This is a genomic window from Methylobacterium sp. WL64, from assembly GCF_008039945.1.
Taxonomy (GTDB): domain Bacteria; phylum Pseudomonadota; class Alphaproteobacteria; order Rhizobiales; family Beijerinckiaceae; genus Methylobacterium.
Genome location: NZ_VRVA01000039.1, coordinates 15839 through 36931, shown reverse-complemented (window position 1 = coordinate 36931; position 21093 = coordinate 15839). Strand labels below are relative to the sequence as shown.

17 protein-coding genes, 1 tRNA gene and 1 pseudogene are annotated in these 21093 nt (G+C 69.5%); 11 read left to right on the top strand and 8 right to left on the bottom strand.

The window, feature by feature from the left end; all coding sequences use genetic code 11:
- Nucleotides 1-125: 125 nt before the first annotated feature.
- Nucleotides 126-1901, bottom strand: coding sequence for an acetolactate synthase 3 large subunit (locus FV242_RS17295; RefSeq protein WP_147939773.1), 1776 nt, complete (start codon nucleotides 1899-1901; stop codon nucleotides 126-128).
- 420 nt (nucleotides 1902-2321) lie between these two features.
- Nucleotides 2322-3767, bottom strand: coding sequence for an amidase (locus FV242_RS17290; RefSeq protein WP_147939772.1), 1446 nt, complete (start codon nucleotides 3765-3767; stop codon nucleotides 2322-2324).
- 34 nt (nucleotides 3768-3801) lie between these two features.
- Between FV242_RS17290 and FV242_RS17285 the strand changes: the two are divergent.
- Nucleotides 3802-4044: pseudogene (locus FV242_RS17285) on the top strand (antitoxin MazE-like protein); the annotation flags it as partial.
- A gap of 26 nt (nucleotides 4045-4070) precedes the next feature.
- On the opposite strand, the gene pyrC reads toward FV242_RS17285, so the two are convergent.
- From pyrC to aroQ, 3 genes are all read right to left on the bottom strand, one after another.
- Nucleotides 4071-5156 carry a dihydroorotase gene (pyrC, locus tag FV242_RS17280; protein WP_147939771.1) on the bottom strand — a complete coding sequence of 362 codons (1086 nt, stop codon included), beginning with the start codon at nucleotides 5154-5156 and terminating at the stop codon, nucleotides 4071-4073.
- A gap of 13 nt (nucleotides 5157-5169) precedes the next feature.
- Nucleotides 5170-5871: an orotate phosphoribosyltransferase gene (locus FV242_RS17275; RefSeq protein ID WP_147939770.1), complete on the bottom strand. Its 702-nt coding sequence runs from the start codon at nucleotides 5869-5871 to the stop codon at nucleotides 5170-5172.
- Nucleotides 5872-6003: 132 nt separating this feature from the next.
- Nucleotides 6004-6456: a type II 3-dehydroquinate dehydratase gene (gene aroQ / locus FV242_RS17270; protein WP_147907175.1), complete on the bottom strand. Its 453-nt coding sequence runs from the start codon at nucleotides 6454-6456 to the stop codon at nucleotides 6004-6006.
- Nucleotides 6457-6741: 285 nt separating this feature from the next.
- On the opposite strand from aroQ, the gene FV242_RS17265 reads away from it, so the two are divergent.
- Nucleotides 6742-7584, top strand: coding sequence for a 3-keto-5-aminohexanoate cleavage protein (locus tag FV242_RS17265; protein WP_147939769.1), 843 nt, complete (start codon nucleotides 6742-6744; stop codon nucleotides 7582-7584).
- A 45-nt stretch (nucleotides 7585-7629) separates the two neighbouring features.
- Nucleotides 7630-7703, top strand: a tRNA-Gly gene (locus tag FV242_RS17260).
- 77 nt (nucleotides 7704-7780) lie between these two features.
- Here FV242_RS17260 and FV242_RS17255 read toward each other — a convergent pair.
- Nucleotides 7781-8740, bottom strand: coding sequence for an AraC family transcriptional regulator (locus FV242_RS17255; RefSeq protein WP_187278460.1), 960 nt, complete (start codon nucleotides 8738-8740; stop codon nucleotides 7781-7783).
- A gap of 323 nt (nucleotides 8741-9063) precedes the next feature.
- Between FV242_RS17255 and FV242_RS17250 the strand changes: the two genes are divergently transcribed.
- From FV242_RS17250 to FV242_RS17240, 3 genes are read left to right on the top strand one after another with little or no spacing between them, the layout of a single operon-like run.
- Complete coding sequence (locus tag FV242_RS17250) at nucleotides 9064-11283, top strand: TonB-dependent receptor (protein WP_147939767.1); 2220 nt, start codon at nucleotides 9064-9066, stop codon at nucleotides 11281-11283.
- Nucleotides 11284-11286: 3 nt separating this feature from the next.
- Nucleotides 11287-11649 carry a hypothetical protein gene (locus FV242_RS17245; RefSeq protein WP_147907171.1) on the top strand — a complete coding sequence of 121 codons (363 nt, stop codon included), beginning with the start codon at nucleotides 11287-11289 and terminating at the stop codon, nucleotides 11647-11649.
- A complete protein-coding gene (locus FV242_RS17240; RefSeq protein WP_281407074.1) occupies nucleotides 11646-12899 on the top strand; it encodes an MFS transporter in 1254 nt (417 codons plus the stop codon). The genes FV242_RS17245 and FV242_RS17240 overlap by 4 nt, the downstream gene beginning before the upstream one ends.
- On the opposite strand, the gene FV242_RS17235 is transcribed toward FV242_RS17240, so the two are convergent.
- The gene (locus FV242_RS17235) at nucleotides 12884-14080 is read right to left on the bottom strand and encodes an MFS transporter (protein ID WP_147939766.1); all 1197 of its coding nucleotides are present in this window, start codon (nucleotides 14078-14080) and stop codon (nucleotides 12884-12886) included. The two genes, FV242_RS17240 and FV242_RS17235, sit on opposite strands and share 16 nt — an antisense overlap.
- 152 nt (nucleotides 14081-14232) lie before the next feature.
- On the opposite strand from FV242_RS17235, the gene FV242_RS17230 reads away from it, so the two are divergent.
- The 5 genes from FV242_RS17230 to FV242_RS17210 all read left to right on the top strand — a co-directional run bounded on the left by FV242_RS17230 (nucleotide 14233) and on the right by FV242_RS17210 (nucleotide 20777).
- Nucleotides 14233-16047 carry an IucA/IucC family siderophore biosynthesis protein gene (locus tag FV242_RS17230; RefSeq protein ID WP_147939765.1) on the top strand — a complete coding sequence of 605 codons (1815 nt, stop codon included), beginning with the start codon at nucleotides 14233-14235 and terminating at the stop codon, nucleotides 16045-16047.
- A complete protein-coding gene (locus FV242_RS17225; protein ID WP_147939764.1) occupies nucleotides 16044-17129 on the top strand; it encodes a GNAT family N-acetyltransferase in 1086 nt (361 codons plus the stop codon). The genes FV242_RS17230 and FV242_RS17225 overlap by 4 nt, the downstream gene beginning before the upstream one ends.
- Nucleotides 17126-18982, top strand: a complete 1857-nt coding sequence (locus FV242_RS17220) for an IucA/IucC family siderophore biosynthesis protein (protein ID WP_246692746.1) — start codon at nucleotides 17126-17128, stop codon at nucleotides 18980-18982. The genes FV242_RS17225 and FV242_RS17220 overlap by 4 nt, the downstream gene beginning before the upstream one ends.
- Nucleotides 18979-20289, top strand: coding sequence for a lysine N(6)-hydroxylase/L-ornithine N(5)-oxygenase family protein (locus FV242_RS17215; RefSeq protein WP_147939763.1), 1311 nt, complete (start codon nucleotides 18979-18981; stop codon nucleotides 20287-20289). Before FV242_RS17220 ends, FV242_RS17215 begins: the two co-directional genes overlap by 4 nt.
- 200 nt (nucleotides 20290-20489) lie before the next feature.
- Nucleotides 20490-20777 carry an MTH1187 family thiamine-binding protein gene (locus FV242_RS17210; RefSeq protein ID WP_092043425.1) on the top strand — a complete coding sequence of 96 codons (288 nt, stop codon included), beginning with the start codon at nucleotides 20490-20492 and terminating at the stop codon, nucleotides 20775-20777.
- Between the two features lie 121 nt (nucleotides 20778-20898).
- Here FV242_RS17210 and FV242_RS17205 read toward each other — a convergent pair whose 3' ends face one another.
- On the bottom strand, nucleotides 20899-21072 hold the full coding sequence (locus FV242_RS17205; RefSeq protein WP_147907165.1) for a metallothionein: 174 nt from the start codon (nucleotides 21070-21072) through the stop codon (nucleotides 20899-20901).
- Between the last annotated feature and the right edge of the window lie 21 nt (nucleotides 21073-21093).

Below are 21093 nucleotides of genomic sequence, written 5' to 3'. Positions count from 1 at the left end.
GCTTCGTCCTCGTCCAGTCCTGCTCATGGCGGCGATCCGAGCGCGTCTCGCGCAAGGCAAGCGCGACCGCGCACCGCCGCCCATGCGGCGGGCAGCGGCCCCGAAGGGCCGCCACCCTGAAAACCTCACACCAGCATCTTGCCTTCCTCGGAGATCACGTCGCCGAGTTCGACGCCGGTCTCACCGAGGTAATCGGACAGGAGCATCTCGTTATGCGCCTTGCCCGACGGGATCATCGGGAAGCAGTTCTCGGTCTTGTCGACGATGCAATCGAACAGCACCGGCCCGTCATAGGCCAGCATCTCCGCGATCGCGCCGTCGAGGTCGCCCGGATTCTCGCAGCGCATGCCCTTGGCGCCGTAGGCCTCCGCCAGCTTGACGAAGTCCGGAAGGCTCTCGGAGTAGCTCTGCGAGTAGCGCGAACCGTGCAGCAGCTCCTGCCACTGCCGAACCATGCCCATGTACTCGTTGTTCAGGATGAACACCTTGACCGGCAGCCGGTACTGAACCGCGGTCGAGAGTTCCTGCATGTTCATCAGGATCGAGGCCTCGCCGGCGATGTCGATCACCAACCCCTTCGGGTGGGCGAGCTGCGTGCCGATGGCCGCCGGCAGGCCGTACCCCATGGTGCCGAGGCCGCCGCTCGTCATCCAGCGGTTCGGCTCGTCGTACTTGAAGTACTGCGCCGCCCACATCTGATGCTGGCCGACCTCGGTGGTGATGTAGGTCTCGCGATCCTTGCAGGCTTCGTAGAGGCGCTGCACGGCGTATTGCGGCTTGATGATCGTCCCCGACGGCCAGTAGGCGAGGCAGTCCCGCGCCTTCCAAGCGCCGATCTTCTGGAACCACGGGTCGAGGTTGGATTTCTCCGGCCGCGACGGCAGGGCACGCCAGGCCTCAAGCATGTCGGCCAGCACCGAGGCGCAGTCGCCCACGATCCCGACATCGACCTTGACCACCTTGTTGATCGAGGAGGCGTCGACGTCGATGTGGATCTTCTTGGAGAACGGCGAGAACGCGTCGAGCCGGCCGGTGATCCGGTCATCGAACCGGGCGCCGACGCAGATCATCACGTCGCACTCGTGCATCGCGAGGTTGGCCTCGTAGGTCCCGTGCATGCCGAGCATGCCCAGGAACTTCGGGTCCGTGCCCGGATAGGCGCCGAGCCCCATCAGGGTCGAGGTGACCGGGAAACCGGTCTCGGCAACCAGCTCGCGCAAGAGCCGTGAGGCCTCCGGGCCGGAATTGATCACGCCGCCGCCGGTGTAGAAGACCGGGCGGCGCGCGGTCGCCATCATCTCGACCGCCGCGCGGATCCGGTCGCCGTCGCCCTTGACGGCGGGGCGGTAGGTCTTGTGGCTCGAGATCTCCGGGCGCTCGTAGAGGCCGGAGGCGAACTGGATGTCCTTGGGCAGATCGACCACGACCGGACCGGGCCGGCCGTTCGCCGCGACGTAGAACGCCTCGTGCAGGATCCGCGGCAGGTCCTCGATGGATTTGACCAGGTAATTGTGCTTCGTGCAGTGGCGCGTGATGCCGACCGTGTCGCACTCCTGGAAGGCGTCGGTGCCGATGAGGTGCGTCGGAACCTGCCCGGTGATGCAGACGAGCGGGATCGAATCGAGCAGCGCGTCGGTGAGGCCGGTGACGATGTTGGTGGCACCGGGCCCCGACGTGACCAGCACGCAGCCGACCTTGCCGGACGAGCGCGCATAGCCCTCGGCCGCGTGCACCGCGCCCTGCTCGTGCCGGACGAGCACGTGCTTCACCGCGTCCTGGTGGAATAGAGCGTCGTAGATCGGAAGTACGGCACCGCCCGGATAGCCGAACAGCGTGTCCACGCCCTGATCCCGGAATGCCCGGATGACCATCTCGGCCCCGGTCATGACCTCGCCGCCCATGCTCTCCTCCTCCGCTCCCCGGATCGTCAACGGCGGTCGTGCGCCGCCGGACGGGCCGGTTCTTCTCGTCCTGCACCTTCGTCACGCGAGGCGGCATCCGCCTCGCTCGAAAGTCCTGTCTCCGTCGGTATCTCGAACGCGTGGATCTCGTTGGTCGTGATGCGTCACCGGGCAGCGGGCAATAAAAAAGGGCCCCTAGGGACCCTGCATGCGCCACCGCTCGGATTGCAGCCCTGGTTTAGGGCCGCCCCGTCGGTGACGCTTCCGCTACAATAAGAACCGCGTTCATCGGATATCCGAGCCTGCCTCGCGGCGATCGATGAATCCAGGATCGGATTCAGGTCAGTCGCGCGTGAAGTGTTGGGCCTCATACCGGAGACCTGACAACCGGTCAACGCGTAAGCTGAGGATCGACCGCGCTCAGTGCAGGGGCGGCGGCCGGCGGCGCACCCAGTTGCTCGCCGCGTCGTAGGCCGCGCCGAGCTGGAGGCAGGCGAGCTCGCCGTGGTTCCGGGCGACGATCTGGATACCGGTCGGCAAACCGGTCTCGCCGAAGCCTGCCGGGACGTCGAGGGCCGGGAGGCCCGAGAGGGTCACCGGGATCACGGTCTGCATCCACCGGTGGTAGGTGTCCATCGTGCGGCCGCCGACCTCCCGGGGCCAGCGCAGGTTCTTGTCGAACGGGAAGACCTGTGCGCTCGGCATGACCAGGTAATCGTAGCGCTCCATGAAGCGACGCAGGGTCTCGTACCAGCGGGTGCGCGCCTCCAGGGCGGCGACCACCTGGTCGGCGGTGAGCGCCAAGCCGCGTTCGACTTCCCAGACGGCCTCCGGCTTGAGTTGCGCCCGGTGGGCGGGCTCGTCGTAGAACGGCCGGAGCGAGGCCGAGACCGCCAGCGCCCGCAGGGTCAGCCAGTCGCGCCACTGCGCCTCCATGTCGAACCGGGGCGCGACCTCCTCGACCACGCATCCGATCTCCGTGAAGGTGGCAAGAGCGGCGCGGCCGAGTTCGAGCACCCCGGGATCGAACGGGATCTGGCCGTCGAAATCCCCGAGCCAGGCGATCCGCGTTCCGCGGAAATCCCGGGCCAGCGGGCTCGCGAAGGCGGAGGGGTCCTGACGGATCGTGTTCGGGCAGCGAGGATCGTAGCCGGCCTGGACCGACAGCATCAGGCCGATATCGGCGGGGCTGCGTCCGATCGCACCGAGCACGGACAGGCCCGGGCTGAACACGTCCTTGGTCTCGACCGGGATCCGGCCCCAGCTCGGGCGCAGCCCGAAGCAGTTGTTGAAGGCCGGAGGGTTGCGCAGCGACCCGCCGAAGTCGCTGCCGTCGGCCACCGGTTGCAGCTTGAGCGCAACCGCCACAGCGGCCCCGCCGCTCGACCCGCCGGCGCTCTTCTCCGGGTCGTAGGCATTCCCGGTCACGCCGTAGACCGGGTTGAAGCTGTGCGACCCGAGGCCGAACTCAGGGATGTTGGTCTTGCCGATGAAGATCGCCCCGGCCGCGCGCAGCCGGGCGACCATGATCGTGTCCACCTCGGCAATCCGGCCGGCGAAGATCGGCGAACCTTGAGTGAACGGCAGCCCGCGCACCGCATCGAGATCCTTCACGGCGAGCGGGAAGCCGTGCAGCGGCCCGACGTCCTCGCCGCGCCCGAGGGCGGCATCCCGCGCCTCGGCCTCTCGAACAAGCACCGCGTCGTCCTGAAGCCCGACGATGGCGTTGACCTGCGGATTGAGCCGGTGGATCCGCTCCAGGTACGCGCGCATGACCTCGACGCAGGAGACGACCCGGCCGCGGATGGCAGCCGCGAGATCCACGGCACCGAGCGCCGTGATGCCGTCCTGTCGCTCATCCTGCATGGTCGGGTCTCCGGATCGGTAGGCGGCTTACAGAATGTCGGCGCGAGGGAAAACCGTCTGTCTTCGCCGACATGACCTGTCACCCTCGAGGCGCACGCGATTTGTGCCGAATCTGTTAGATTCCGCGTCTCTGCGCCTGAAGGGTCGCAAGGACCGTGCGCGCTTCCGTGCTGAGGGGCTGAGACCCGTTCAGATCTCGGCTCCCGACGTCCGGACATCGGCGTTCGAAGCTGAGGCGCATCGCCAGTCGCTCGCAGTGGCCGACACCGCAGGCGATGCCGAGCACCAAGCCCGTTCCCGCCTCTACGCCACCACCGCCCAAGGCAGCGTCTCATCCCCGCGGAACACCACCACGGTGGTGGCCTCCACCGCGACCGCCTCGATGGCGCGGCTCTCCCGGCGCTCCAAGGTGACGGTGGCCGCGTTGGGCGCGAGTCCGTGGAAGCGCGCGCCGTTCAGTGACGCGAAGGCCTCGAACCGGTCCAGCGCCCCCTCCTCGTCGAACACCTGCACGTATGTCTGCAAGGCGGTCGGGCCGCAGAACACACCGGCGCAGCCACAGGACGCCTCCTTGGCGCCGCGGACATGCGGGGCGGTGTCGGTGCCGAGGAAGAAGCACGCCTCGCCGGAGGTGGCGGCCGCCCGCAGCGCCAGGCGGTGCCGCTCACGCTTGGCCACCGGCAGGCAATAGAGGTGCGGGCGCAGACCGCCCTGGAAGATGTGGGTGCGGTTGATGACGAGGTGGTGCGGCGTGATCGTCGCCGCCACGCGAGTCCGGTTGGCCCGGACCACGTCGAGGATCTCGGCCGTGGTCGCGTGCTCGACGGTGACCTTCAGCCCCTGGTGGCGGGCGAGCAGCGGGATCAGGCTGCCCTCCATGAACGCCGCCTCGCGGTCGAAGATGTCGATCTCCGGATCGGTGGCCTCGCCGTGGATCAGGAGCGGCATGCCGATCCGCTCCATCCGCTCCAGCACGGGCGCGAGCCCGATCAGGTCGGTGACGCCAGCATGGGAGTTCGTCGTCGCGCCGGCCGGGTAGAGCTTGGCGGCGATCCAGACCTTCTCGGCGAAGCCGCGCTCGATCTCGTCCGGGTCGGTGTCGTCCCGCAGGTAGCAGGTCATCAACGGGGTGAAATCGAGGCCGGCGGGCAGCGCGGCCAGGATCCGCTTGCGATAGGCGCGCGCCGCCGCCACCGTGGTCACCGGCGGGACCAAGTTCGGCATAATGATGCCCCGGGCGAACTGGGCCGCCGTGTAGGGCAGCACCGCCTTCAGCATCGCGCCGTCGCGCAGGTGGATGTGCCAGTCGTCCGGCCGGCGGATGGTGATCCGGTCGGCCGCCGTGGAAGCGGGCGGCTGCGCGGCGGGGAACAGGTCGGCGACGCTCATCGCGGCGGACTCCTCAGGCCTGCCCGAACGCGGAAATGCCGCCGTGGGCGGCGGACCAGTCGGCCGGCGCGTTCAGGAAGCTCTCGACCTCGGCCAGCGTCTTCGGGTCGAAGGTGCCCATCTCCTTGGCCACCGCCAGCACGTCCCACCACGTGGTGAGGTAGTGCAGTTTGATCCCGATCTCCTGCATCAGCGCGGCGCTGCCGGGGAAGATGTCGTAGTAGAACAGCACGAAGCAATGATCGACCTGGGCCCCGGCGTCCCGCAGCGCCTGGCAAAAGTTCACCTTGCTGCGCCCGTCGGTGGCGAGATCCTCCACCAGCAGGGTCCGGGCGCCCTCCACAACCTCGCCCTCGATCTGGGCGTTGCGGCCGAAGCCCTTGGGCTTCTTGCGCACGTACTGCATCGGCAGCATCAGCCGGTCGGCGATCCAGGCGGCGAACGGGATGCCGGCGGTCTCGCCACCCGCGATGTGGGTCAGCGTCTCGTAGCCGATCTCGCGCACGATCGTCGAGGCGGCGAAGTCGATCAGTGTCGAGCGCAGGCGCGGGAACGAGATGATCTTGCGGCAATCGATATAGACCGGGCTGGCCCAGCCGGAGGTGAACTTGAACGGCTCGTCCTTGTAGAAATGGACCGCCTGGATCTCGAGGAACATCTTAGCCGCCTCGCGGGCGATCAGCGTCCGGTCGATGGGCAGGAACGACGTGGTCATGCGGCGTGCGCGCTCCGCTGGGGGCACTCTCCGCCGGCGACCGGTCTCGAGTGCGAGGATGGGGAAGGCCTGACCGGTCTCCTCCGCCCTGTCTCCGCCAGCGTCAACCCTGAACCGGCCGCTATCCGCCGCTCAGGCCGTGCCGGCTTGGGCCCGCAGCTGCGCCAGATGCCGGATCGCTAGGGCGTAGCCGTGCGTCCCGAAACCGGCCAGCACGGCTGTCGCGGCGAGCGAGACGTAGGAATGATGGCGAAACGACTCGCGCCGGTGGACGTTCGAGATGTGGCACTCGATCACCGGCACCTCGCAGGTGTTGAGCGCGTCGAGGATCGCCACCGAGGTGTGGGTGTAGGCGCCGGCATTGATCACGATGCCGGCCGAACCGACCCGGAAGGCCTGGATCGCGTCGATCAGCGCGTGCTCTGCGTTGCTCTGACGGAAATCCACCGTGAGCCCGAAGCCGCCGGCGGTCTCGCGGCACAGGGCCTCGACATCGGCCAGCGTCTCGCGCCCGTAGATCTCCGGCTGCCGCTTGCCGAGCAGGTTCAGGTTCGGCCCGTTCAGGACCAGGATGGTGTCGATCATCGTGTTCCTCGCCGCTCGAATGGCGGCTCGCCTCGACTGCGCCCAGGCCCTGAGACACCCCTTCTCCGATCCACGCCCGCATCCGCGATGTGTGGGCGCAGCGAGCCTCAGGGCGAGGGCGTGGGCCGGCTCGCCCCGTTGTGGCCGCGCGTGGTGCGAGGGTCAAACGAGCCCCCGGTTTCACCCTGTCACCGGCGCCGAGATGTCCCGCCCGGGCGGTTCAGTTTCCCGGTGCGCGACGTTATCCCGGACCGGAACCAGACGGACGATCAGGGAGAAGGCGCGATGGCAGGATCCCCGAGCGAGGCGCCCGTGGTGATCGCGGTGGCGATCACCGGCTCGGTGCCGCGCAAGAAGGACAACCCGGCCGTGCCGGTCACCGTGGCCGAGCAGGTGGAGTCGACGCAACAGGCCTTCGAGGCCGGCGCGACGCTGGCCCATATCCACGTGCGCAACGACGACGAATCGCCCTCCTCCGACCCCGACAAGTTCGCCGCCGTGCAGGAGGGGCTGCGCAAGCACTGTCCCGGGATGATCGTGCAGTTCTCCACCGGCGGGCGCGGGCGCGATCCGGCCGCCCGGGGACTCTCGCTGAAGCACCGTCCCGACATGGCCTCGCTCTCCACCGGCTCGGTGAACTTCCCGACCATCGTGTACGAGAACGGCGCCGGCCTCGTGACCGATCTCGCGAGTCAGATGAAGCAGCACGGGGTGCGGCCGGAGATCGAGATCTTCGACCTGTCGCACCTTCACGGCGCCAGGAGGCTGGTAGAGGCGGGCCTGATCGACGCGCGCCCGCACGTGCAGTTCGTGATGGGCGTCCAGAACGCGATGCCGGCCGAGGAGCACCTGCTCGACATCCTGCTCGCCGAGACGCGGCGGATCCTGCCCGAAGCCACCTGGACCGCCGCCGGGATCGGCCGCAACCAGGCGGTCGTGATGGACTGGGCGCTCGCGCGCGGCGCCGACGCGGTCCGCACCGGCCTGGAGGACAACATCCGGGTGACGAAGGACCGGCTGGCGGCGAGCAACGCCGAGTTGGTCGGCCTCGCTGCGGAAGCGGTCCGCCGCCACGGCCGCAACGTCGCCAGCCCCGCCGAGGCGCGGGCCGCGCTCGGCCTGGCCTGAGACCGTCTTCTCACGGGCCGGACGGCGTGCTAACGATCCGCCCGCGCGGGTGTAGCTCAATGGTAGAGCAGCAGCCTTCCAAGCTGAATACCCGGGTTCGATTCCCGGTACCCGCTCCACGCCGTCTCACCGTCGGAAGCCGATGGCAGCGGCAGCATATCGGATTGGTCTGCGCGCCTCCCGGCCGCGAACGCTCTCAAAGATCCATCGCGCGATCACGCCCGCGAACGTGACCGTGGTCGATGGTCCCGCTCGACCGTCGGACCTGTGACGGTGTGAGACCGAAGCGCTTGCGGAACGTGCGGTTGAAGTAGGACAGGTCGCCGAATCCGACATCGAAGGCGATCGCGCTGACCGGACGGGCATCCTCGGAATCCGTCAGGCGCTGCATCGCCCGGTCGAGGCGGCGGGCGAGGACGAAGCCCGAGAAGGTCTCGCCCTCCGCCTGGAACATCGCCTGGACCTGCCGGCTGGAGATCTGCTGGGCCTGCGCCACCGCCTCCAGGCTCAGGTCCGGCCGGCCGAGGCGCTGCTCCACTTCGGCCTTAAGCGCCTGGATCCGCAGGTCTCGCCGGCTCGGGCCGGGCGCGGAGATCGCGACGCCGGGCTCGCGCACGATGTAGGCCAGCAACTGGGCGAGGTGCTCGCGGACGAGGTCCGCGATGCCCGCGGCCCCCACGGGGATCAGGCCCCGCAGAAGGCTCGCGCCGTAGACGGTCAGCGTCTGCAGCCCCGGATGGTCCCGCCCGATCCGCCGGATGTGACCGGTCTCCAGCGCGGCGAGCGGACCGGTCAGACGCTGCCGGTCGATCGCCAGGAGGTCGATCCGGTCGACCCCCAGTGCGTCGAAGACGGCGTCCCGGCTCGTGGCGACCAGCAGCGCGTCCCTGGAGCAGCAGGCGACCGTGCTCCCGCCCTGGGTCACCTGGAGGCGCCCGATCGCAGGCCGCACCAGCAGCAGGCGCTCGCCCGGGCCCTCGTCGCGCCAGGAACGGGACGGCTCGAACACCGAGGCGATGCCGAGGTCCGGAACGATGCGAATCGCCGTCCGGCCCCGGAACGGAAGGGAATCGGCGTCCGCGCGGGACTCCGGGACGACGCCGGCTGCCGCCCCGCGGGTCACGGCCTGCACCGTGGCGCTCATCGCGGTGGCCAAACCGGGTTTCCCGGCAACGTGGCGGCCAAGCAAAGTCGTTTCGTCATCGCGCCCTCCCTCACCCTGCAGCTGCGCAGCAGTCCATACTCTTGCGCGCCCGAGTCCAAGCGGGTTCGAAATCACCATGCTAGAGCCGCCTAGACATGTCGAGACTTTAGGCATCTTCAACCGAACGTGTCGGCGCCCAAAGTCGCGATGATCTTAAATTAGACAAGTTTCAAACTGGCTGGCCGTCGATTTCTGGCGTTCTTTACACGTCGGACCCGGCTCGGCGGTCGTGGAAGGCGTTCCGACGCGGAATCGCAGGGGTGGGTCTGACAATCATGCGTACCATTCGTCTCGTCGCGATCCTCGGTGCGGGGACCGCCCTGGCCGGGCCGGCCCGGGCCGAGACCGCCGCACCCGTGGTCGCCCTCGACGAAATCTCCGTGACGGCCACCCGCGCGCCGCGCCGGATCGAGGACGTGCCGCAGAGCGTCCAGGTCGTCGATCGCGACCAGATCCGCCAGCAGCTCGCCCTGACCTCGAGCCCCTCGGCGGTGCTTTCGAAGCTGGTGCCGGGCTTCTCTGTGCCGAACGGCACGATCTCCAGCGCCTCCGAGAGCTTCCGGGGCCGCAACCTCCTGGTGCTGATCGACGGCGTGCCCGTGAACACGCCGCTGCGCGACGTCTCGCGCATCCTCAACCTGATCGACCTTAATTCGGTGGAGCGGATCGAGGTGGTGGCCGGCGCCTCCAGCCTCTACAGCGCGGGCGCGACCGGCGGCACCGTCAACTTTATCACCCGGCGCCCGACGGACGGGGCTCCGGTCGTCACCGTGAACACGGCGATCCGGACCTTCACGGCCGACCCGGTTCACGGCGTCGCGCCCGAGACCTCGATCAGCGTGACCGGCAAGGTGCCGGACGGCGTCGATTACGCGTTCACCGGCTCCGGTCGGTTCGCCACCCGCACCTTCGACGGAAAGGGCCGGGAATTGCCCTCCGACGGTCAGCTCGGCCAGGGCGGTGCCGACCGCTTCCAGCTCGGCAACATCAACCTGCGGCTCGGATACGACCTCGATCTCACCAAGCGCGTCGAGTTCGGCCTCACTCAGATCCTGCTCAACCAGGATCCGCGCTACCTGACGGATTACAGCGGTTCCTTCGCCCGGCCCGACTACGCGCGAAGCTATATCGGCCTGCCGGTCGCCGAGGATACGCGCTCACTCTATTTGCGCTATACGGATCGGGATACGCCTCTTGGCAGTTTCTCGATCCTCGGTTTCTATAACGACATCAACAAGCGCTTCAATTATTCGCAATTCGCCTATCCAGCAAACCCGTTCGTCACCTACTCGTTCATCCCCACCGCGCCCACCAGCCTGGCCAACCAGACTGCGCTCGCGACCGAGCGCGGCGGCATCAACCTCACCCTCGATACAGACCTGAGCGCCCTCTTGCCCGGGCTGAAGCTGACCTGGGGCTCCGACATAATCTCGGAATCGACCCGACAGCGGGCGCGGGACGGCAGCGACGTGTTCACGCCCCTGCAGCAGAACAGCTACGCCGGCTTCGCCCTGCTCCAGCTGCCCATCGGCGAGCGGCTGACCGTGCGTGCCGGCATGCGCTACGAGCACTTCGACCTCGACGTCGCAGGCTTCACCCGGCCGACGACCTTCGCGGCCAGCGCGGCGCGCAACGCGCTGGGCTACTCGACCTTCGTGCTGCCGGCCCTCAACGTCACCGGCGGCACGTTCTCCTACTCGGCCCCGACCTTCAACGCCGGCGCGACCTTCAACCTGCTGCCGGGCATCGACCTCTACGGCGGCTTCAGCCAGGGCTACGCGCTCGCCGATATCGGTGCGTTCACGCGCCGGGCCGGGCTGTCCCTCGCCTATGCCTGCCCGATCACCCGTCCGTTCTGCCTGCCGGCGGGCACCACCATCGCGTATTCCAGCATCGCCCCGCAGGCGCAGATCGTGAACTCCTACGATTTCGGCGTTCGCGGCCGGAGCGGGATCTTCTCCGGGAGCCTGGGCGGGTTCGTGTCGACCTCCGACGACGGCACGACGTTCGACCCGCTCACCAACAAGCTGAGCCAGCAGAAGGAGATGATCTACGGGGTCGAGTTCACCGGGAACGCGCAGGTCACGGAGCAACTGAATCTCGGCACCGTGCTCGGCTACCGCGAGGGCCGCTACGACACCAACAAGGACGGGCGCCTCGACAGCTACCTGCCGAACAACCGCATCGGCGCCCCCTTCCACGGCACGCTCTCGGGGACCTACCTGTTCGCGAACGGCGTCTCGCTCCGGGTCGAGGGTGAGGGCTTCAGCGGCCGCGACGCCCGCATCGACCTCATCGGCACCCGCTTCCGCTTGAAGGACGCCTTCACGGTGAACGCCGCGGTCGGCGCGCCCCTGGCCGGAGGCGAGCTCTACGCCTCCGTCGACAACCTGTTCGACCGCGCCTACTGGAATCCGACCGCGACCTCGGTGCGCAACCTGACCGTCTTCGGGCTCGGGCGCACCGTCACCGTCGGCTACCGCAGGACCTTCTGAGGGATGGTCGCCCTCGAAGAGACCGACGACCTCCTGGTCCTGCGCTATCTCGGCCCGACCGAGCCGGGCGACGAGACCGCCTACCTCGAGGCCCTGGAGCAGGTGGGCGCACGGACCGAACCGTTCGCCCTGATCCTGCTGCTCGGCGGCGTCGGCAAGCTTTCGGCGGCCTCCGAGAAGGCGCAGGCCCTCTGGTTCAAGCGGACGCGCGCCGACCTCGAGCGGCACTGCCGCGGCCTCGTGATCGTGCGGCCGGGCTTCGAGGAGGCGGGCGCCGATGTGTTCCGCCGGCTCTGGAACTTCCCGATCGCGATCGCCCCGGACGAGCCCGCCGCCCGAGCCTCCGCGCGGGCCTACCTGACATGAGCGCAGCCTCCTCGGCCCCCGCCGCCGTGACCGTTCCGCCCGACGGGCGGCGCGAGCGGTTCTCGCTCTTCGCGGTGCTCGCCGCCCTCTACATGGCGCAGGCGATCCCCTCCTACCTGATCGCCGCCGCACTCCCGCCGATCATGCGCGAGGCCGGCGTGTCCCGGGCGGCGATCGGCTATCTGAGCCTCCTGTTCCTGCCCCTCGTGCTGAAGTTCCTCTGGGCGCCGCTGATCGACCGGGTACGGCCCTTCGCGCGGGCGCACCGGGCGGGGTGGGTGGTGATGACCCAGGTCGGCGTGATCGGCTGCATCCTCGCGATGCTGCCGCTCGGGCCCACCAACGTGCCCGGGATCATCGGCGTCGGCTTCCTCGCCGCGCTGCTGATCGCGACGCAGGACATCGCCACGGACGGCTACGCCGTGAAGCGGCTGCGGCCGGAGGATCGCGCCATCGGCAACGCCATACAGGGCGGCTCGGTCGCCCTCGGGGTTGTGGTCGGCGGGACGCTGAGCCTCGTCCTCTACCATCATGTCGGCTGGACCGGGATGCTGCTGAGCGCGGCGGCCTTCTCCGTGCCGCCGCTGCTGGCCGCCTTCGCCATGCGCGAGGGTGCGCCCGAGACCGGCGCCACCGCGCCGCGGCCCTCGATCCGGGCCTTCCTGCGGCGGCCGGATGTGCACACCATCCTGTGGGTCGCGCTCACCTACCGGGTGAGCGAGGGGCTCGTGAAGGCCATGGAGGGCGCCTACCTGGTCGATGCCGGCGTTCCCCTCGACAAGATCGGCTACCTGTCCGGCGTCTCGGCGATGACCGCGGGGCTCGCCGGCTCCGGCGTCGCGGCGCTGCTGGTCCGCCGCTACGGCACGGCCGCGACCCTCGGGCTGCTGGGCGGGCTGCGGACCCTCTGCTTCGCCCTGTTCACGGCGCACGCCTTCGGGGCCGTGGTCGGCCTGTGGCCGCTGTTCGGCGCGGCGGGGTTCCAGACCCTGATCCGCTACATGGAGATCGTGGCGCTCTACAGCCTGTTCATGGCGGTGTCCTCGGCGGAACAGCCGGGCACGGACTTCACGATCCTCGCCTGCGCGCAGCTCGTGGTCTACCTCGTCGGCTCGCTGATCTCGGGCAAGCTCGCCGACCTCCTCGGCTACGGCGCCCTTTTCGGGCTCGCGACGCTCCTGTCCGGCCTCGCCACGGTGGCGACCGTCCGGCTGCTCGGGACGGGCCGCGCCAGTCAGGCCACCGGATGACGGGGATCGTCCGGGCGCAGCCGCGCGGCGGCAACGATCAGGGCAAGGCCCAAGGCCGCGCAGGTCCAGAACGGCAGCGCGGGCGCGATCCGGAACGCCGCTCCGCCGCACAGGGCTCCAATCCCCTGGCCGAGCACATGGACGCTCGCGAGCCAGCCGGCGGCCGCGGCCTGGGCGTACCCGGGCACCCGGGCGACCAGGGCGGCGGTGTAATGCGGGGTCGCCAGGGCAATGCCGGCGCCCACCACGACCGTCCCGAGCACGGCGACCCAGGCGGCGGGAGCACAGGCGATCACGCCTGCACCTGCGGCGAAACCCGCAAGCCCGACGCCGAGATTGCTCCGCAGGTTCGGGCCGAGGCGCGGCACCAGGACGAGTTGCGTCAGGATCATCGTCACCGCGACGAGCGCAAAGGTCGCGCCGGCAAGACCCGCAGCGCCCGCCGCGTCGAGGCCGTAGCGCTGCTGCAGGAACAAGCCGAGCACGATCTGGATCTGGCCGAGGCCAAGGGTCAGGGCGAAGCCGATCCCCATGAGCGGCGCGGCCGCGCGCAGAACGCGGCCGCGATGCGCTCCCGCCGGCCTGGCGCCAGGGCTGACGCCCGGGAGGTCGGGCGCGGCCAGCAGGAGCAGCGGGCTCGCCGCCAGAGCCACCAGGGGCACGGCCGTCCCGAACACCCCGACGCCCATCGCCAGCGAGCCGAGGATGCGCCCTGCCGACAGACCGGCACCGAGCCGACCGAGCGCCGCCGGGCGCGCCGTTTCCGCCACCGACCCCAGCACGGCGGCCTGGGCATGCGGCATCACCCCGGCGGCCCCCGCCCCATAGGCGATCCGCGAGGCGACGAGCAGCACCAGGGCTCCAGCGACGGGCAGAGCCGGCACCGTCAGGGCCAGCGCGAACAGGCCGTGGCCGAGCGCCATCAGGGCGGCGAGGGCCGCGAACAGCCGGCGCAGACGCCAACCGATCCCCGCATTCCCCCAGGCCGGCGCGCAGACCAGGAATGCGACCGCCCCGGCGAAGGCGACGCCCCCCATCGCGACCGCGTCGAGCCCGGTGCGCTCGGCCGCCACGGGGACAAGGGCGAGCACGGCCGATTGTCCGAACCCCACCGAGGCCGCGGCGAGGGATAGCTGCCCGGTTGCTCCAGCCCCGGGAGCGCGCGCATCGATCCGAACCATGACACCTCCGTCCGCGCACGGATCTTATTGACTCGATAACCGGCGTGGCAATCGCCAAATCGTATTTTTAAAACAATTCTATAGTATTGATTGCCCATTGCATCTCGTTTTGCTTTTGCATATTGCCAATTTCGCGAGATGAAGAGGGTCGTATGGTTGAAGCCGACATCTCATGTGCCGACGTTGCTTCTCAGGTATCGGCGCGCAGCTTCCTGAACTGCCTGATGCGGGAATGGGCCGGCTGGACTCTGGCGATCGCCGAGCCGCGCGAGGACGATCCGACGCGTCGCACGGTGCGCATTCCGCTGCCGAGCCGGGCTTCAGTGATCGAGATCGCGGTCACCCATGTCTCGTCCGTCGGCCAGCACATGTTCAGGCTGCCGTTTCGCGAGCTGCGCACGGGCGAGCCGCCCCGCATCATGGCCTTCGCAGCGTTCGCGGCAGCGGTCGCGAACGAACCGGCCATCGTCGGACCGGCCGCCCCGCAGGCCGCGCCGACCTTCCTGCGACGCCTTTTTCAGAGCCTCGCCACCATCGAGGACATCCTCGTCCGCGCCCCGGCACCGGGCATCTTCCTGAGCCGCGACCCGAGCTTCCGCGAAGCCGAGCGCGCGCTCCGGTTCGGCCATTCCGTGCACCCAACCCCGCGCAGCCGGGACGAGTTCACGCTGGCCGATTCCCGCGCCTTCGCGCCGGAATACGGTCGGGGCTTTCCCTTGCGCTGGTGGTCGGCCGCGCCGGAGGCGGTCGTCCAGGGTTCCTCGCGGGCTATGAGCGCGGCGGACCTCTGCGCGGGCCTCGCCGCGGAGGATCCCGGCTTCGATCCGACGATCCTTGCCGCGTGCGAGGGCCGCGTGCTCCTGCCGGTCCATCCCTGGCAGGCCGCCCGGCTCGCGCTCGATCCCGAGATCGACGCCCTGTTCCGCGCAGGCCGCCTGCGCGACCACGGCCAGGCCGGCGGGCCCTGGTACGCAACCACATCGCTGCGCAGCCTCTACGCACCCGGTGCGCGCTTCATGCTCAAGCATTCGCTGAGCCTCAGGCTCACCAACTCGCTGCGCCTCATCAAGAGCGTCGAGTGCGCGCGCGGCCTCGTCGTGGATGGGGTGCTGAACGGCCCGGTCGGCGCCGAGATCGCCGCGCGCTGGCCGTGCTTCCACGTCCTCGGCGAGCCGGCCTATCTCGCGCTGCGTGGCGCCGATGGAGGCGTGCTGCCGCAGACGCTCGTGGCGCTGCGCGATAACCCGTTCCGCGGGGCGGACGAGCGGCCGGCCGCAGTGCTGGCCGCTCTCTGCGAGATCTATCCCGACGGGCGGGGCAGCGGGCTAGCCGACACGATCCTGCGCATCGCCGGCCGCGAGAGCGCAGAGGGAGCGGGCGCGGTCGAGACCGTCGCCCTACGCTGGTTCGAGCGCTTCCTCGCCGTCACGGTTGGGCCGATCCTCGAGATCCAGTGCGCGCTCGGCCTGCTGTTCGGCGCGCACCAGCAGAACCTGGTCCTCGAACTCGCGGATGGCTGGCCGGTCAGAACCTACTTCCGCGACTGCCAAGGTACGGGTTTCGTGCGTGAATTCCTTCCGGCCCTCCGCGAGGCCGCCCCTGGGCTCGACCTCGAGGCCGGGCACCTCCTGACCTCCGCGGAGGCTGCGCGGATCATGGCCTACTACCTCGTGGTCAACAGCGTCTTCGCCGTCATCGGAGCCATCGGCATTGCCGGACTAGCGCCGGAGGACGCCCTCACCGGGGCCATGCGCCGCTTCATCGAAGCGCTCGCCGGGAAGGACCTCCGGGACAAGACCTGCCTGCGCCTGCTGCTCGATGCCCCGGCCCTGGGCAGCAAGGGCAACTTCCAGATCTGCTTCCGCAACCTCAATGAGAACACCGACGTGACCGACCCTCTGGCGAGCTACGTGGACCTTCCGAACCCGCTCGCGGCTCCGTCCGCCCGGGCAGGCGCCAAGCCATGACGGTGCGTGCCCGCATCGAAGCCGTAACCGGGACGGCGCTGAACGGCTGGACCGGGACGAGCCGCCACTGGGCCGCCACCGGCGACGATCTCGTGATCGAAAGCCTGCCGTCCGATGCCGGCACGGCCCGGCTGCTCGTATCGCGCAGCGACAACCGGATCGCGGAGGCTGAACTGCGCGACGATGCGGACGAAGCCTTCCTGGCGCTCAACGGCTCGGTCGGCCGTCATCCCGCCGACGCTGCGGTGGTGGCGGCCCTGGTCGAGGCCGCGTTCCAGCGGTGCCCGGAGGCCGGGTGGCTGCGCGTTCCCGGCCTCGGCAAGGCGGCGTCCCTGCGCGCCCTGGCGGCGAAGACTGAGGGTGATCCGGCCGCGCCCGACGCGGTCGTGGAGCGAGCGTCCTTCTACCAGCTCCCCCTGCTCTGGCTGACGGCCGGAACGCGGGCCGCCTACCCGCTGATCCGCTCTCAGATCGGGCCGCAGGATCGGCTGCCACCCCTGCGACCGCCGCAGCCGAACGGCTCGTTCTACCGGCGCTGGCTGCCGCATCTCGGCACGACCCTGTCGTTTCGCGCCATCGACCGGCGGCACGATCTCGGCCTGTTCCATGGCTGGATGAACCAGAAGCGCGTCGCCTATTACTGGGAACTCGCGCAGAGCGAGGCGGACCTGGACCGCTACCTCGCCGACCAGGAGGACGACCCGCACCTGTTCGGGGTGATCGGCAGCTTCGACGACGTGCCGGTCGGCTATTTCGAGTTCTATTGGGCCAAGGAGGATCGGCTCGGGCCCTATTACGACGCCGAGGATTTCGACCGCGGCTGGCACGGGCTGATCGGCAATGTCGCGCACCTGGGAAGGCTGAAGACCCTCGCCTGGTTCAGGGCCATCACACACTACCTCTTCCTCGACGAGCCCCGTACCGGGCGGATCATGGGCGAGCCGCGGGCCACGCATCGCAAGATGCTGAGCTATTGCGGGGATGCGGCCTACGAGACGCTGAAGGAGTTCGACTTCCCCCACAAGCGCGCGGCCCTGGTCTGCTGCGAGCGCGAGCGCTTCTTCTGCGAGGTTCCCCTGTGAGCGTCGGACCGTTGCCGGGTGGCGCGGCCGTGACGGCGCCGTTCTGGCTCGATCTCAATCGTGCGCTCATCGCGGAGACGATCTCCGAACTGGCGTTCGAGGAGGCGTTCATACCCGAGCCGACGGACCGGGCCGGAACGCAGTGGCTGCTGCGCCTCGACGGCGGGATCGCCTACCGCTTCGCGGCCGAACGCCGGATCTGGGGCAACCTCGCGATCGATCCGGCCAGCCTGTTCCGCATCGCGGGCACCCGGGTGAACCCGGCCGGCGACGCGGCCGGGTTCCTGGTGGATGCAAGCCGGACGCTGGAGATCGAGCCCGCCACCCTCTGCGCCTATGCGGCGGAAGTGCTGAGCACCCTCATGGCCGATGCCCGCATCGCGGCGATCGGCCGGGACATGACCGGGCCGGATCTCCTCGCTCTGAGCGACCGGGTCCTGCAGGCCTATCTCGACGGCCACCCGAAGGCCCCCGCCAGCAAGGGGCGGATCGGCTGGGGTCTGGCCGACTACGAGGCCTACGCGCCGGAATTCCAACCCGAGATCCAGTTGTTCTGGGTCGCGGCGGACCGGACCGCCTGCCGCCTCAGCCTGGAGCCCGGCCTCGCCGAGGCGGACCTCCTGGCCGACGCCCTCGACGGGCCGGAACGGGCGCGCCTGGCGCAGGCCTGCGCCGCACGCGGGGCCGATCCCGCGACCCATCTGGTCGTGCCGGTCCATCCCTGGCAGTGGGACAACAAGATCGCCCTGCATTTCGCAGGCGAAATCGCGGCTGGGCGCCTCGTTCCCCTGGGGACCTTCGGCCGCGGCTACCGGCCCCAGCAATCGCTGCGGACGCTCGCCTGCGCGGATGCAGACGGCCGCCTGGACTTGAAACTGGCGCTCACGATCCTCAACACCTCCGCCTGGCGGGGCGTGCCGGGCAAGTACATGAATATCGGGCCGGCCTTCTCAACCTGGCTGGCGGACAAGGCCGCGCGCGATCCGGCGCTCGCCGGCACCGTGATCCTGCGGGAACGCGCAGGCGCCTTCTATCCGCACCCCGTCTACGAGCGGATCGCGGATGCGCCCTACCAGTACCGTGAGATGCTGGGCGTGATCTGGCGGGAGGGCATTGCCAGCCGCCTCGGACCCGGCCGATCCGCCCTCATGATGGGCGCGCTGCTGAAGGCGGATGCCGCGGGCCGCGCGCTCGTGTCCAGCCTGATCGCCCGCTCCGGCCTCGCCCCGGAGGCGTGGCTGGAGCGGCTGTTCGATCACGTGGCCGTCCCGCTCTACCACTTCCTCTGCCGCTACGGCGTCGGCTTCATCGCCCACGGCCAGAACGTGACGCTGATCCTGGAGGGCGGCGTGCCCTGTGGCGTCGCCCTGAAGGACTTCCAGGGCGACGCCGATCTCGTGGACCAGGACTTCCCCGAGGCCGCAGACCTGCCGGAAGGCGTGCGCGAGACCCTCCTGCGGCGGCCGGCCGCGCACCTGCTGCAGCACCTGCAGACCGGCCATTTCGCCAGTCTGCTGCGCTTCGTCTCGGATGCGCTTCTGCGCAGCGACGGCCTTCCCGAGGCCGCCTTCTACGGGGCGCTCGCGCGGGTTTTGCGCCGCTACCATGCACGGCACCCCGACCTCGCCGACCGGTTCCGCCAGTTCGAGCTGTTCGCGCCGACCGTGCCGCGGATCTGCATCAACCGCGTCCGGCTCAGCCTCGGCTACTCCGATTCCAATCTGCGACCGGTGCCGCGGCTCGGCAGTCCGCTGATCAACCCGCTCCATCGCGCGGAGGCCTCCATCCCCCGGGAGGCCGGTACCGGGCACGACGACAGGGCAGGCATACAGGCAGGAGCCCGCGCATCATGAGCGACCACCCCCTCGACCTCGCCGGCATCGGAATCGGCCCGTTCAATCTGAGCCTCGCGGCGCAGCTCGACGCGGTCGGCGACCTCGACGCGCAGTTCTTCGACCGCGCGTCGGCCTTCGACTGGCACCCGGGCATGATGCTTCCGGACGTCGCGCTGCAGACGTCCTTCCTCAAGGACCTCGTCACGGCGGTGAACCCGACGAGTCCCTGGAGCTTCCTGGCCTACCTCGTGGCGCAGAAACGCTTCTACGAGTTCCTCAACGCCGAGTTCGAGGCGGTGCCGCGCCGGGAATTCGCGCAGTACCTCGCCTGGGTCGCGGCCCGGCTGCCGAGCCTGAGCTTCGGCACTGCGATCCGTGAGGTCCGCTTCGAAGGACGCGACTTTCGCCTCGACGGCGACCGGGGGACCGTGCGGGCGCGTAACCTGGCCCTCGGCGTCGGACTGCAGCCGAGCCTGCCCGCCTTTGCGGAGAAGCTCGACCCGCGCGACCACGTCCACAGCTCTCAGGTCGCCTTCGCCCTCGATCGGGTCGAGGGACGGCGGGTCGCGGTGATCGGCGGTGGGCAGAGCGGCGCCGAGATCGTGCTGAACCTGTTGAACCGGGGATCGGACGCGCCGGCCGCCGTTACCTGGATCAGCCGCCGCCCGAATTTCCAGCCGATCGACGCAACCCCGTTCACGAACGAGCTGTTCACGCCCGGCTACGTCGAGAGCTTCCACACCCTGCCGGATGCCCGCCGCCGCTCCACGGTGGCACGCCAGAAGCTCGCCGGCGACGGCATCTTGGGCGCGACCCTGCAGGCGATCTATAGGCGCCTCTACAACCTGCGGCACCTCGCCGAGGCCCCCCTCGCCACGAGCCTGCTGCCGCACCGCACCGTGCTCGATGTCGACCGGGTCGGCGGCTACCGCCTCATCATGCGCAACGGCTTCGACGGAGGCATCGAGGTTGCGCATGCCGATTTCGTCATCCTGGCCACCGGCTACCGATACGCGCTGCCAGCCTGCCTCGATCCGCTGCGGGACCGCCTCGTCCTCGACGCGGACGGCCGGCCCGAGATCGGTTCCGACTTCGCCGCGACCTGGGACGGTCCGGCGGGCCACCGGCTCTTCGTCCTCAACGGCGGCCTCGTGAGCCACGGCATCGCGGAGCCGCAGCTCAGCCTCATGGCCTGGCGCAGCGGTGTCATCGTCAACGCCTTGGCAGGACGCACGATCTTCGAGACCAACCCGCCGTCGCCGCCCCTGGCTTGGTCGAAGTCACACCCCAAGCAGATGTCTCACGAACGCGACGGCCGCCCTTAGAGCTGCTCCCGATCGCGGTGCAATCGGGGACGGCTCTCAGTCCTTCATGCAACGCGCTCGCTTACGCCGCCCCGGGATACGGCGTGGCGGCCTGGCCGCATCGTCCGCCCGAGCGGGCGCCGTCTTCGTGATATCGTACGCGCCCGCCACCCGGCCGCGTCCCGCGATCCGGAGCGCTCCGACCTTTGGAAAGCATCGCCATGAAGGTATCCGCCGACCTGTGCATCGTGCCGATGGGCGTCGGTCCGTCGGTCTCGCCTTACGTGCGTGAGATCAAGGCGATCATCGAGGCGAGCGGCCTGACCGCCACGATGCACCCCAACGGCACCAACATCGAAGCCGAGCTATCGGAGGTCTGCGCGCTGGCGGAACGCTGCGAGGCCAGGCTCGCCGAACTCGGCGTCGAGCGGACCTTCTTCACGCTGATCTTCTCGACCCGCCGGGACAAGGAGCAGTCCATGGCCGACAAGCTCGCGGCCGTCTCCTGACGGGGTGGATCTCTGTCCGCCGGAGCGGATACCGGTTCGGCGGACAGCGGGCGCATCGGATTAGGGACCGCGCCCCGAAGCGTTGCGCGGCGGTGGTCCCGTCCGCGCGGAGGCGAGCGGCTCAGCCGTGGCAGGCGCAGCCGGCATGCTCGCATCCGGCGTGATCCTTGTGGCCGTCGGCGCACTCGTCACAGCAATAGGCCTTGCCGTCCCGCGACACCGCCTTGGTCAATTGGACCACGCACACGCAGTCCTGACAGGCGCATTTCACCATCTCAACGTCGACGCTGGCCATCAAATTCTCCTGGGACGAGTC

Coding starts and splice junctions, on each gene's coding strand:
- FV242_RS17295 (WP_147939773.1), bottom strand. CDS start 1,901: ATGGGCGGCGAGGTCATGACCGGGGCCGAGATGGTCATCCGGGCATTC.
- FV242_RS17290 (WP_147939772.1), bottom strand. CDS start 3,767: ATGCAGGATGAGCGACAGGACGGCATCACGGCGCTCGGTGCCGTGGAT.
- pyrC (WP_147939771.1), bottom strand. CDS start 5,156: ATGAGCGTCGCCGACCTGTTCCCCGCCGCGCAGCCGCCCGCTTCCACG.
- FV242_RS17275 (WP_147939770.1), bottom strand. CDS start 5,871: ATGACCACGTCGTTCCTGCCCATCGACCGGACGCTGATCGCCCGCGAG.
- aroQ (WP_147907175.1), bottom strand. CDS start 6,456: ATGATCGACACCATCCTGGTCCTGAACGGGCCGAACCTGAACCTGCTC.
- FV242_RS17265 (WP_147939769.1), top strand. CDS start 6,742: ATGGCAGGATCCCCGAGCGAGGCGCCCGTGGTGATCGCGGTGGCGATC.
- FV242_RS17250 (WP_147939767.1), top strand. CDS start 9,064: ATGCGTACCATTCGTCTCGTCGCGATCCTCGGTGCGGGGACCGCCCTG.
- FV242_RS17245 (WP_147907171.1), top strand. CDS start 11,287: ATGGTCGCCCTCGAAGAGACCGACGACCTCCTGGTCCTGCGCTATCTC.
- FV242_RS17240 (WP_281407074.1), top strand. CDS start 11,646: ATGAGCGCAGCCTCCTCGGCCCCCGCCGCCGTGACCGTTCCGCCCGAC.
- FV242_RS17235 (WP_147939766.1), bottom strand. CDS start 14,080: ATGGTTCGGATCGATGCGCGCGCTCCCGGGGCTGGAGCAACCGGGCAG.
- FV242_RS17230 (WP_147939765.1), top strand. CDS start 14,233: ATGGTTGAAGCCGACATCTCATGTGCCGACGTTGCTTCTCAGGTATCG.
- FV242_RS17225 (WP_147939764.1), top strand. CDS start 16,044: ATGACGGTGCGTGCCCGCATCGAAGCCGTAACCGGGACGGCGCTGAAC.
- FV242_RS17215 (WP_147939763.1), top strand. CDS start 18,979: ATGAGCGACCACCCCCTCGACCTCGCCGGCATCGGAATCGGCCCGTTC.
- FV242_RS17210 (WP_092043425.1), top strand. CDS start 20,490: ATGAAGGTATCCGCCGACCTGTGCATCGTGCCGATGGGCGTCGGTCCG.
- FV242_RS17205 (WP_147907165.1), bottom strand. CDS start 21,072: ATGGCCAGCGTCGACGTTGAGATGGTGAAATGCGCCTGTCAGGACTGC.